General features: G+C 40.4%; 12 protein-coding genes. 8 read left to right on the forward strand and 4 right to left on the reverse strand.

Annotated elements, in window-relative coordinates; translation table 11 throughout:
• Positions 1 to 410 precede the first annotated feature (410 nt).
• A complete protein-coding gene (locus DP114_RS24005) occupies positions 411 to 1,388 on the forward strand; it encodes a 2-hydroxyacid dehydrogenase (protein WP_171977302.1) in 978 nt (325 codons plus the stop codon).
• 162 nt (positions 1,389 to 1,550) lie between these two features.
• On the opposite strand, the gene DP114_RS24010 is transcribed toward DP114_RS24005, so the two are convergent.
• Together DP114_RS24010 and glgA are read right to left on the reverse strand one after the other, a co-directional pair.
• Entirely contained in the window at positions 1,551 to 2,114 is a 564-nt protein-coding gene (locus DP114_RS24010; RefSeq protein ID WP_171977303.1) for a Uma2 family endonuclease, read from the reverse strand.
• A 246-nt stretch (positions 2,115 to 2,360) separates the two neighbouring features.
• Positions 2,361 to 3,839 (reverse strand): glycogen synthase GlgA, encoded by a 1,479-nt coding sequence (gene glgA / locus DP114_RS24015; protein ID WP_171977304.1) that lies wholly within the window; start codon positions 3,837 to 3,839, stop codon positions 2,361 to 2,363.
• A gap of 563 nt (positions 3,840 to 4,402) precedes the next feature.
• Here glgA and DP114_RS24020 point away from each other — a divergent pair.
• From DP114_RS24020 to DP114_RS24050, 7 genes are all read left to right on the forward strand, one after another.
• The gene (locus DP114_RS24020) at positions 4,403 to 4,624 is read left to right on the forward strand and encodes a class IIb bacteriocin, lactobin A/cerein 7B family (protein WP_169265560.1); all 222 of its coding nucleotides are present in this window, start codon (positions 4,403 to 4,405) and stop codon (positions 4,622 to 4,624) included.
• An 83-nt stretch (positions 4,625 to 4,707) separates the two neighbouring features.
• Positions 4,708 to 4,896: a hypothetical protein gene (locus DP114_RS24025; RefSeq protein WP_169265559.1), complete on the forward strand. Its 189-nt coding sequence runs from the start codon at positions 4,708 to 4,710 to the stop codon at positions 4,894 to 4,896.
• A gap of 499 nt (positions 4,897 to 5,395) precedes the next feature.
• Entirely contained in the window at positions 5,396 to 6,604 is a 1,209-nt protein-coding gene (locus DP114_RS24030; RefSeq protein WP_171977305.1) for a phosphotransferase, read from the forward strand.
• 26 nt (positions 6,605 to 6,630) lie between these two features.
• The gene (locus DP114_RS24035; RefSeq protein WP_171977306.1) at positions 6,631 to 7,734 is read left to right on the forward strand and encodes a T3SS effector HopA1 family protein; all 1,104 of its coding nucleotides are present in this window, start codon (positions 6,631 to 6,633) and stop codon (positions 7,732 to 7,734) included.
• The gene (locus tag DP114_RS24040; RefSeq protein ID WP_171977307.1) at positions 7,731 to 8,774 is read left to right on the forward strand and encodes an aldo/keto reductase; all 1,044 of its coding nucleotides are present in this window, start codon (positions 7,731 to 7,733) and stop codon (positions 8,772 to 8,774) included. The genes DP114_RS24035 and DP114_RS24040 overlap by 4 nt, the downstream gene beginning before the upstream one ends.
• Positions 8,771 to 9,556, forward strand: coding sequence for a peptidylprolyl isomerase (locus DP114_RS24045; protein ID WP_171977308.1), 786 nt, complete (start codon positions 8,771 to 8,773; stop codon positions 9,554 to 9,556). Before DP114_RS24040 ends, DP114_RS24045 begins: the two co-directional genes overlap by 4 nt.
• 14 nt (positions 9,557 to 9,570) lie before the next feature.
• A complete protein-coding gene (locus tag DP114_RS24050) occupies positions 9,571 to 9,777 on the forward strand; it encodes a hypothetical protein (protein WP_169265554.1) in 207 nt (68 codons plus the stop codon).
• Between the two features lie 165 nt (positions 9,778 to 9,942).
• Here DP114_RS24050 and DP114_RS24055 read toward each other — a convergent pair whose 3' ends face one another.
• Together DP114_RS24055 and DP114_RS24060 are read right to left on the reverse strand one after the other, a co-directional pair.
• Positions 9,943 to 10,668: a peptidylprolyl isomerase gene (locus DP114_RS24055; protein WP_169265553.1), complete on the reverse strand. Its 726-nt coding sequence runs from the start codon at positions 10,666 to 10,668 to the stop codon at positions 9,943 to 9,945.
• 159 nt (positions 10,669 to 10,827) lie between these two features.
• The gene (locus DP114_RS24060) at positions 10,828 to 12,411 is read right to left on the reverse strand and encodes a putative HlyD family type I secretion protein (RefSeq protein ID WP_171977309.1); all 1,584 of its coding nucleotides are present in this window, start codon (positions 12,409 to 12,411) and stop codon (positions 10,828 to 10,830) included.
• Between the last annotated feature and the right edge of the window lie 42 nt (positions 12,412 to 12,453).

The following is a 12,453-nucleotide window of genomic DNA, read 5'->3' on the forward strand; positions in this document are numbered from 1 at the left end:
TAAGCCAAAGTATCATGACTATATAAATTAAGTAAGTAAATTAACGAAGAAAATTTGTAAATTTTATGTTAAAACTCTTTGATTAAATAAAATTTCAAGTAGAATAAAGTGAATGTTTTCACATAAGTAGGTGGGCACAAATAAACATAACTATGTAAAGAAAAGTAAAACGTCCAAAACTCCCTTCCCTTTTGCCTTCTGACTTCTGCCTTCTCCACGAGAAATATTCACGCCTACCTACTTATTCCCTCTAGCTAATAACATATGATGAAATCAGTTTCTAGCTCATGGCTGGAGTCAGTTTCAATTACTGTATAAGTAGCTCGTCACAAATAAAGTTAACCCGTTTGGGTCGTCATTAGTCATTGTAAGAGTTTCAGAGTTTTCACATTTCTGATAAACCCTCAACCATGCCCAAACCCAAAATCTTCATCACTCGCCGCCTCCCCACCAAATTAGACCAACTGCAAGAGATTGCTACCATTGAAATCTGGGAAGAACGCCAACCACCTCCCTATGAAGTTTTACTAGAAAAAGTCAAAACAATTGATGGTTTGCTGTGCTTGCTGACAGACGAGATTGATCAGCAACTGATAGAAGCAGCCGGAACCTCTTTTAAAGTTATTAGCCAAATGGCAGTTGGATACGACAATATTGATATTCCCGCTGCTACCGCACGCAAGATACCAGTTGGTCATACCCCCGGTGTCTTAACAGATGCAACTGCTGACTTGACTTGGGCGTTACTTATGGCGGCTGCACGGCGAGTGGTAGAAGCGGATCGATTTGTTCGTGGGGGTGAGTGGCGGACGTGGGAACCAAATTTGTTATTGGGACCGAACATCACAGGTGCGACTTTAGGGATTGTTGGTTTTGGGCGTATTGGTCAGGCGATCGCTCGTCGTGCCAAAGGGTTTGACATGAAAGTTTTTTATACTAGTAAACACAGATGTGACCAGGAGTTAGAAAAAGATTTGGGTGTTGAGTTTACAGCGTTTGAACATCTCCTGCAAGAAGCAGATTTTGTGACCATTCATACACCGTTATCGGATGAGACTTATCATCTTTTTGGTAATAGCCAGTTTGAATTGATGAAGCAATCTGCCATTCTCATCAACACAGCGCGGGGAGCAATAGTACACCCAGAAGCATTATACCGAGCGCTTACGAGTGGTGAAATTGCAGGTGCCGCTATAGATGTCACTGATCCAGAACCAATAGCAACCGATAGTCCCTTACTAGACTTAGATAACTTGATTGTTACACCTCATATTGGTAGTGCCAGCCGTCAAACACGAGAAAAAATGGCAAATATGGCGATCGCTAATCTTATTGCTGGGTTAAAGGGTGAGCGATTGCCTAATTGTGTCAATCCTGAAGTTTATTAATAGTATCTAGATTTGACACTCCTGTTTCTCTTTCCTCTGCGTTCTCTGCGTCCACCGCGAACTTTGCGGGAGGAACATCCACACCGCAAATTCGCTCTCTGCGGTTCAAAAAAATCAATTTAAAAAATCATATAGCATTGCTATATTTTTTAGGAATTGCTGCTAGAAAACGACATCTTCGTAAAGCTGTGCGATCGTTCCTTCAAACTTAATACTATGTAGTCGAAAAGATTTATTTTCTGCTGTGTAAGATTGCAAAACCCACAGCCCTTCATCATTACGGCGGAAACATTCGACTCGCTGACGTTTGGTGTTAATTAAAACATACTCTTGGAGACTTTCTAAAGTTTGGTAATCGGCGAATTTATCTCCTCGATCAAAGGCTTCTGTAGAGTCAGATAAAACCTCGACAATTAAACGAGGATATCTTTTATAACCAGGAGTTTCTTGATCTCGTTGATCGCAAGTCACCATCACATCAGGATAATAATATCGATTAAGAGATTCGATACGGACTTTCATATCGGTGATGTAAACACGACAACCTGAGCCACGCACATGATTACGGAGGAGAGCAAACAAGTTACCCGCAATAGTAACGTGGGAGTCAAGCGCTCCAGCCATTGCGTAGATGTAGCCGTCGATATATTCATGTTTGATGTCGCTGTGTTCCTCCATTTGGAGGTATTCGTCAGAGGTGAGATAGATTTCAGGTGAAACAACCATATTTAATATCATGTCCGGATGAATATTTATAAAAAACGAAGAACCTCACCCCGCTTTCCAGGCACCCCTCTCCTTTATAAGGAGAGGGGCGGGGGTGAGGTTTTTTTATTGTAAATAATTAGGCGAACTCGATATATAGCAATCCTATTTGATTTGTGAGAATTGAAAGACACAGATTCCCGACTTCTTTTAGAAGTCGGGAATCTTGTTTTTCACAAATGATTGTCGCAGTAGCAGACTAAGCCACTACCATTTGTGTCGGATACGGTCGTAAATCTTTACGTATTCTTCTCCTGGATGATTCCAAGAGTAGTCATACTCCATACCCGCAAGGGCAAGTTTGCGGAACTCTTCTGGATTGTTGTACCACAACTTCAAAGGACGTTCCAACGAAAATTCAAGCGCATGATAATCTGACTGGTAGAAGACATATCCATTGCGTTCTTCTGGTGGTTTGGTTTGGTCGTAGTCTTTATCAAACACGGTATTAACTAGCCCACCGACTCCGCGAACTATAGGTACAGTACCGTACTTCAAGCCAATCATTTGAGTGAGTCCACAAGGTTCATAATTACTGGGGACAATAATCATATCTGCCCCAGCATAAATGAGGTGGGATAATTCTTCGTTAAAGCCAAGTTCTAAATGAACATCAGGATTATTATTCAAAAAGTCTTTTTCATGGCGGAAATGATTATTAATGCTTGACTCTGTTGCTGAACCCAACAACACAAATTGTGCTCCATTATGGAGGGCGTAATACATTGCGTGATGGACAAGATGAACGCCTTTTTGGTCATCTAAACGACCAATGTACGAAATGATTGGCTTCTCAACATCCTGCAATAACAGCCGCTCCCGTAAAGCTTTTTTATTCTTGGCTTTTTCTTCAAAATTGTCTTTGGTGTAGTGAGAGGGAATGTATCGGTCTGTTTCAGGATTCCAAAAATCATGATCAATGCCGTTGAGTACACCAGTGAATCTATCTTGGTGTAGATGCAAGGTGTGACCTAATCCATAGCCAATGTCAGTGTAACGAGCTTCCCATGCATGATGTGGTGAAACTGTTGTCACAGCATTGGAATAAACAATGCCCCCTTTCATAAAGTTCAGGGCAAAGGGATTGAAGTTGTCCTGGAGCTTATCAGACTGGAAGTAGTAAGACTCTTGGTTTAAACCTGTTGCCCAAAGAGTATCGACTCCAGCAAATCCCTGATGCTTGAAGTTGTGGATGGTGTAGCAAACCCGTTGGTACTCCATCCCATAATATTTGTACATTTCATACAGCATCACAGGAACTAAGCCCGTCTGCCAGTCATGACAATGGATGACATCAGGTCGTTTGTTGCTTTGAAGCAGAAATTCCAAAGCGGCTTTGCTGAAGAACGCAAAGCGCATATTGTCATCGTTAGATCCGTAATAGCAGCCGCGATTGAAGAAATTATCCCCAGAGTGGGGTTCAATAAAGAAACACAGCCGCCCGTGTACCCAGCCACAATAAACTGAACAGTGAATTGCACCGCCATACCAAGGTACCCACAAGTTCGTGAAGGCGTCATGGAGTCCCCAAATGTGGTCATAACGCATGCAATCGTACTTGGGCAAAATGAGTTCGACGCTATGTCCCTGGTTTTCTAGTTCCCTGCTGAGTCCGTAAACAACATCGCCTAAACCTCCAGCTTTGATAACAGGAGCGCACTCCGAGGCAATTTGTACGATGTACATCTCTCTCCTCGCTTAACAAAAATTTACTTTTATTATCCTTTCGATCATGACACAAAATATGTACCCATTGGCAAGTCACTTACCCAGTCATTAGGTACAAATCTTAGAAAATGAGCGAAAAAGAACGGGCTGCGCCTCGCAGGCAGTTCTTCTTAAGTAAGAAGCTGGTATGTTGAGAAGTTAAAATTGAGAATTCCAAAGAATATAGCTATCTTGGATTTTAAACTTAATACTGATTAAAATTCACCTCAAAGCAACCCTTGAGGTGAATTTTAATTTTATTTTTCATACATTTTTGAAAAAAAACAAAAAAAGGAGACAAAATGATTTTATTTTTGTCACCAAACAAAAATAAAATCAGAAAAAACAATAGAAATTGAAAGCTTTCTTGATATCATTGCTTTTTATGACTCACTAACAGATATAACAAATGAATTTATTAGGTCACTATTAGAATGAGTAAAGGACTTGATAACCTCAAAAAAATAGCAGAACATGTAAATGAGATAAAGAGTTTGAAATCTTATCGCAATTCAACAACTTCACTTAGGAGCAATTTCTAAATGGCTAGCATCAATATTTCTGATATTCGTCCTGCTGGTTCTGAACTGTTCGTGGATTCTGAAAGCTTCATGAATGATTTGGCTGACCAAGAACTTAGCGCTACTAAGGGCGGGCTCAGTCCTATAGTAATTTGGGGTGTAGCAATAGCCTCGGAGTATGTCATTGGTGCTATGGTTAGCGGTGCTGCTGTTGGGGCTTATTCTGCTCTCAAGAAGAAATAGGAAACAGCGGTAGCTCATTTTTTCTAAGTAACCTTATTTACTTTCAACTAACCACAAATATTACAAACTGAACGAGTGATATCATGGCAACGATTTGTATTCGAGATCTAGCAGGATTTGACCTAATGTCGGACGAAGAAAGCTACTTGAACGAGTTTACTGAAGAGGATTTTCCTGCTATTAAAGGTGGGATAACACCCTTTATTACAACCGTGGTTGCTTTCTCCGCAAGCGCTGGTGCATCTTATGCGATTTCTCGCCTCTTCAAGTAATTTCTTTAAACGTTGATTTCCTTGTTTAAAGCTGTTCAGTTATCAAGAAGGCAGTGGTCAATCTATTTTTATCTAAATTCAGCAGATAAAAGTTACTTAATTACCATAATTTATGATAATTAAGTTGTCATTTTGACTTGAGTATAGCGAGAGTATAATTTTTTTGTATTAATATTTTTATACTCTTGCTTTTTCAATCTCAATAGGTAGAAAGTATGGAAATAAATAATTCTAATCTTCCTGAGCTAACAGTTATTTTTTACCTAATATTAGGGATTTCAAACCTAATTGGTGGTGAGTATCTTGCTGGATTTGCTTGGATTTCCTTAAGTATATCGCAATTTATAGTCCAAAAAATAGGGTCTTGGCCCTCTAATATGTTTCGGTTGGAGCGACCGGAAGTTATCCTTGCATGGGTTACATATCTGATATTTGCTTTTTTAATTTTCTATTATTTGATAAATTTGGTAACTAAGAGTAAATAAAATTCCATAAAATCATGTCTTTTACAATAAATTCTCAAAATGTGATCGATTATTTAGTTGCTCACAAGCTCTGCTCCCATGAAGAAAAATATTTACTCAAAGTTGAGCAGAAGTTGGCAAAAAATTTTAATTTGTTATTGACTTTACCTGGTGAGCGCCAACTTCTCGTTAAGCAAGAGCGTCACAATCAAGAGGGAAAAACTGCGGGTGAATTCTTGAACGAATGGCGACTTCATGAGTTTTTAAAACAATTCCCAGAACTCAGCTACATTCGCTCATCAATATCAGAGGTGCTTCATTTTGACGCCAAGCATTCGATTATTGTTTTCAACTACCTAAATGGGTATCGTGACCTAGCTGATTTCTACGCAAAGGAGAATTTTTTCCCGACTGCGATAGCGAAGCGCAGCGGCGAAGCGCCGATCGCATCAGCAATCGGAACCATTCTAGCAACAGTTCATCGCGTCACTTTAGATCGTCAGGACTACCGGGACTTCTTGTCTCAAAATTCTGAGGGTGATATTATCTCCTATACTCCTAACTTTGGTCTTGGGCTAGAACGGATTAGTCCTGAAGTTTTCGGTTTAGTTCCTGCCGATGGACTGAAATTCTTTGCTCTCTATCAACGGTATGACAGCCTTGGAAAGGCGATCGCAGAACTTTCTACCGCTTTTGAACCTTGTTGTCTAACCCACAATGACCTCAAGTTGAACAATATCCTTCTGCACAACGATTGGGAACAAGCCATTTCCAAAGTAGACCAATCAAGTCATAGCATAGTCCGCTTGATAGATTGGGAGCGTTCTAGTTGGGGAGATCCTGCATTTGACTTAGGGATGCTAATCGCTAGCTACCTGCAAATCTGGCTAAATAGCTTGGTCATCAGTAAGTCTATCGATATTCAAGAAGCTTTGCGCCTAGCTATGACTCCCCTTGATATGCTTCAACCTTCTATTGCAGCCCTTACTAAAGCTTATTTAGGTGAGTTTCCAGAAATTTTAGAGCGCCGTCCTCATTTTATAAAGCGAGTAGTGCAGTTTTCTGGTCTTGGCTTGATTCAACAAATTCAGGCAATGATTCAGCACCAAAAATCCTTTGGCAATGGAGGTATCTGTATGCTTCAGGTTGCTAAAACTTTATTGTGTCGCCCTGAACAATCAATCCCGACGGTTTTTGGAGTGGCAGAATCTGAACTCATTAGCTTTAACCGTTCTCTAATTTAAGTATTTTTATTTACAAAATAATCTTAATGCAATTACTGAATTCTCTTTCAAATCAACTGCCCGTTTCTCCGCCAGAGGGAGTGCTGGATTCTCTTCAAGACATTGTCAGCAACCTTCAAATCCAGTCCAATTTCTATATTAGCCATCCTGCTTACAAACCCTTAGAGCTTCCTGCTGAGGTGGTAGCCCGCTTTCAGCGACTACCTTCAAATCTTCAAAATAAGTATTTAAGTTTACAACTGCAAAGTTTTCTCTACGGCATTTACTACAACGGCTCCTTACGATCTAGCCTGGTACCAGAAGCAAATTCAGTTGGTTTAGCAGCTCACCAGAATCTAGAGAACAATACTTTTTTGGGGATAGATCTGGAATTTTACGAGCGACTACACAAAAGCAATAGCGGCAAAGGTTACTTTGATCCAGGTTGGTTTGTGCTGCGACAGGAGAGTGATGGTAGTCTTGCTGTCACCAAGGGCGGACTAACACTGCACATTGAGCGCGATCGCCATTTACAACCAACAGAACAATCAGCCACAGTAGGTGACTCCGTCGCCATCCAGATGCCTCGTAATCTAGTTCAAAATGGATTTTACATGGCAGTCAGTGATGCGGGTTTAGACACTGAGCTTGATATCGTCAGAGTTTACTTTAATTTAAGCCCGGAAGGTGCAGTTGCCGTTATGGGAAGTCTAACCCAGCAGCTGAACGAAATCAAAATCCCCTTCACCTTTAAGGTGCTATATAACCCCTCTGACTATGGGCGCTACGACTCAGGGGTTCTCTACTTTACAAAAAGCAACTATGAAGCAGTCCGGCAAGTGCTAAGAAGTGTTTATGCAGAAAATCAATCGCATTTTCGCATAGAAGTGCCTTTATTCACTAAGTGGCTCGCGCCAGGACTTGCTTTAGCAGAAGAACCAGATAACAAATTTAGTGCTTCTGAGAGTTTTGGGATGAACCGCTGTCAAATTATTGCCAGTGGGTTGCTGGAAGCTTGGCACTCTGGGGACGACTCCCCAGAGAATCGGATGGCATCTATCCGCCAACACTTCTCCCTGCTTGGGATTGATTTAAAACATCCTTATTTAAATGCCAACTCTCAAGACATCTACACGCCGTTGAGCCTATGAAACTAACTGATCTCGCGCCGCCTAAAATAGTTTCAGCAAGCGAAGTTAATCATGGGGCGGATAAATTCCTGGAATCCGATTTGCCATTCTACCGTAAACTGGGGCGGACTGATTTAACGGTTAGCTGTCTTGGCTTAGGTGGAGGCGGTGGTATCTCTAGTGAGGATACCCTTTACGCTTTTGAGCGAGGGATTAATTACTTTTTCTACTCTAGTGATCTGCACCACTATATCTATAGTTCGATGTCTGGGGCGCTGCGCCAACTGTGTGGGCGTGGCTCCTCGGTACGCGAGAAAGTGGTGCTGGCAACCGTGACTTACATCAAGAGTCCAGAAATGGCAATAGCCGCTTTATTAGATCAGTTTGGAGAACTAGGGATTGACTACATTGATGTGTTATTCTGGGGCTGGATTGGTTCTAACGATGGACCAGCTTTACAGGATTGCTTGCAGCTTTCTCCGGATTTGAGAGGTCCCAATAGCGTTTATCAGCGCACCATCGAAAGAATGTTTGGCACCTCAGAACGCCTCAAAAAAATGGGTGCAGTTCGCTACATCGGTGCTTCTTTCCATGACCTTAACCTTGCTCAACAGTGGTTGGACAGCCCCTTGTTAGATGTGGTGATGGTGAGACACAATGTCGCCCACCGCTCTGCCCAGAGCCAAGTGTTCAATCAGGTTAACGCTCAAAATCTTTCTCGACCGGGCATTGTCACGTTCAAGACGACTGGCTCTCACACAAGTTTACTCTGGAATGCCCCAGAGAGTTTACCAGAAGCTTGTTGGCGACCTACTGTGCCTGATTTATACCGCTACTCTTTAACGCAGAATTGTGTTGATGTTTGTTTAACAGGTTTGACTGAGCGCTTTGAGATTGATGCTGCGATCGCAGGAATCCAACAAGGAAAACTGACTCCGGCTGAAATTGATTACCTTAACCTTTACGGGGATTTACATCGCCACAAGCTGAAAATTCAAGAACTCTCACCTGAGCAACTGATATACCAAGCTTCACGAGAAACTAATCACACCAAGCCATGAAAGAAACTTTAGAAAAAACAGAGTTGCAGCTCTTGCAGGAATTTGCACTGCCAGAAATTTCTCCAGCAACGGATGAAGAAATTATTGCTTATCTACGCCGTTCTTATCAAGTGGCTGAAATTGCAGCTAAAACTGAACGTGACGCACTCATTTTAGGTATCTGTGAGCAGTTTGGTGTTACTGTTTCTGATGAGGAATTGCAAGCAGCAGGAGATGAATTTCGTCTAGAACACACCTTATTAGGAGCTTCTGAAACTCTGAACTGGCTTTCTTTTCAGCGTATTACTGTAGAAGATTGGTCTAGTGGGATTAAAGTATCGCTACTGACTAAGAAATTAAAAGAATTTCTTTTCGGAGCAGGCGTCGATAATTATTATATAAACAATCGTAACAACTTTAAACGTGTGGCTCTGTCTCAAATTCTTGTGCGTGAACTAACAGAGGCACTGAAAATAGCTCACGCAATCAGACAGGAAAATGCTTCGTTCTGTGCTTTGGCACTCTTACATTCAAAGGGTAAACAGTCCAAAGAAAATGGTGGCTTTGCTGGTATTCGCTTTCTTTCAGAACTGATGCCAGATATTGCACAGACTGTTTCTAAAGCAAAGGAAGCCGAAGTAATTGGACCAATTGAAACGACACTTGGTTATCACATCATTAAAATTGAAAAGTGGTTTCCTAGTGAACTCACTGAATCAGTTAGAGAAGAAATTTTTGAATCACTTTTTCAGGGTTGGTTACAAGAAAGACTGAACTTAGAGCTTCGCGACAAAAAGCTATAAAAGAGGGTAAAGCAATGAAGCGTTTTGAATACCGAATTGAACAGGTTATATTCGACAAAAGAGAGTCACGGGATCAACAACTCGTCGATTTGTTGAATTATTTTGGTCAGGAAGGATGGCGTGTAAGCAGTCTTGTAGTTGAGCCACGCATTGCAATGAATGAAAACAAAATCAAGGTATTGCTGGAAAGAGAAGTTAATGACGAAGCAGAAGTTACCTAATTTGGAAGTTATTTTGTCATATTAGTTAATCATCTCTTGCATAATCTGAACTTATCCAATTAGCATGATCAGTTTAGTGTTGTCAACAAAAATGCAGGTGTATTTTAAGTTAAAAATCAGGCAGAGAACCAATGAGAAAAATACTTGATTCTCTGCTTAAAACTTTTAAATCGCTTTATCTTTTTGTACTTCTTGTCTTAGCCATTCAGAAAATAAATCGGACAAGATATTAGTGCGTAGCTTGTCATCTAACGTCGGTTGAATAAGTTCCTCTACAAAAATCAGATGTACTCCCTTAGAAGTCAAAATTGGCTTGAGAAGCTGGGGAGATTTAACAGCAAAAACAGCAGTAGAAACTTCCGGCTTTAAATCCTTGCGGCGCACTACTCCCCGATATCCCCCTTTCCGGCGTAATTCTGTATTTTGGATGTATTTGTGAGCAACATCAGAAAAACTCATCTCACCTTCCTGAATAGCATAGAAGAGTTCTATTGCTAAGTCTTCATCATCTAGGATAACTTCATACATCGCTACACCAAAATAATCAAGATAATGTTCAAAAAAGTAAGGTTCAACTTTATTTTCAAACAAATGTATTGCTAACTTCCCAGAAATGAGATTGGTATAAGCTATATGTTCTAAATCATCCAAAGAAAGACTATATTTATCTAACCATTTCCAGGTCTCTTCAGCACTCTGAAGTTGATAAACTAATCGGAATTGATCTGCTGCTTTTTGAAGTTCCTCAGTCTCTACTTTTATACCCACTTCTACTACAGTTCTTTCAATAAATTTGCGTGTCATAATTGCTTCGGTTATCTCGGGAATTTTACAAGTTAGCTTGACTTGCTCAAGAATCTCTTCGTTAGTAACGGTGATAGTTGGTGACATGATATCTCTTCTAAATAGGGTAAACAAAATGAAACGTGAAAGATTGATTGATAACTCTATTTTTGTAAAAAAGAGTTAAAGATTTTTTTTTCAGGGAAGTTTTCACGGATTTTCCAGGGATGAGAGTGGTTAAGTTAAGCAATATATACCGCAAACACCTTATAATTTGACTCCACCCTGTTGCAACTTCTTAAACGGATCAAGTAGAAAATCAATAATCCGGCGCTGGCGCACAATGACTTCAGCCGTCGCTGTATCCCCAGGATGCAAAGCGATACATTTATTAGGCGTGGGAATACAATGCTGTTTTAGGGTAATTTCTAAGTCATAAGCTGCCACTTTACCATTAGGCGTGTCCACTTCTACAGTCGTCGGAGAAATTTTCACTAATTCACCTTCTACTACGCCGTAATCCTGAAAAGGATAAGCATCAAACTTCAACTTAACAGGTAATCCTTGACGCAAAGAACCACTTTCAGTTGTCGGCATTTGCGCCCTAATTATTAAAGGCGAACTTAGGGGTGCAATCTCCGCAATCATTGTCCCTGTTTGGACTACAGAACCAGCTTTTTGAATCGGTAACTTAAATACTGTACCACTTTCTGGAGCTTTTAAAATTCGTTGTCCGATTTGAAACTCTAGGGATTGAACTTGACTCTTTGTTTGAGCAATTTCTGCCTGTAGCCCTGTCATTTCTGTTTCCAAATTCTTTAGTGGCTCTTCAGTTTTTAGGATAGCAAGCTTACTAGAATGAGTCAAAGTTTGATAACCCCTTTCCCGTTCTTTCAACTGCAACTCAGCCTGGGCAATATCCGCATCTGCTTGCCGAATATTTTGTTCATAACTACTTTGTTGTTCTGCTAAACGTAACTTAGCTTGTTCAATATCTGATTTAGTTTGTTCATGGATCTTTTGTTTTTCTTGCTCTATATCTTGCTTTTCTACAAACTTAATTTCTGGAACAACTCCTTTCTTGAAAAGCTGGCGATAACGTTCAACCTCGCGCCGGGTACTCACCAAATTATTCTCTACTAACTTATTAGCCGTTTGACCATACTGGAGAGCTTGCTTTACCTGATTGACTTGAGCCAGTTTTTCTTTCTTTTTTAAATCCGAGGAATTTCTTATAGTATTAAGATTCTGCCGTGCTTGGTCAACTTGAGCCTGCTTTTCCAACTCTTGAGCTTGATTTTGTTGAGCTTGAGTGGTCAAAGCTACAACTAACTGATTCTTCAATAAATTCAACTGCGAAAGTCGATTTGATTGCCCCTCTAACTTATCCTTTACCTGGCGTAATTCTGCTTGAACTAATTCTGATTCCAGTACCAATAAAGTTTGTCCATTCTTAACCAATTCACCTTCCTTGACACGAATTTCCGCTACTGTTCCTGGGACAGCAGCATCTAGCCTAACGGTTTTTCCCTTAGGCTCAAGCCGTCCTCTAGCCATACCTGTTTCATCCACCTTAAACAGCATTGCCCAAGGTAAAATGATAGAGACAAATATCACCAAAAAATACAATAATCCCCTTGTCCAAACTTTAGGAAAACTATCAAGTGAACCCTTTGTTAAATCAGACCAATCATCAGTTAATAAAATTGGTGTTTGAGAAAGCAAATTTTTAGCAGGCTGCTCATCCTTATTGATTTGGAAAGAAAGCTGTCCATTTAATTCATTGAATTCATTGCGCTGTTCATCTTTAGGAATTTGGGACGGAACCCGTCCATTCAGTATATTTGGCATGATTTACCGTGATATCAATTTTAGATTTTGGATTGGTAACTG

This window comes from Brasilonema sennae CENA114, assembly GCF_006968745.1.
GTDB classification, from domain to species: domain Bacteria; phylum Cyanobacteriota; class Cyanobacteriia; order Cyanobacteriales; family Nostocaceae; genus Brasilonema; species Brasilonema sennae.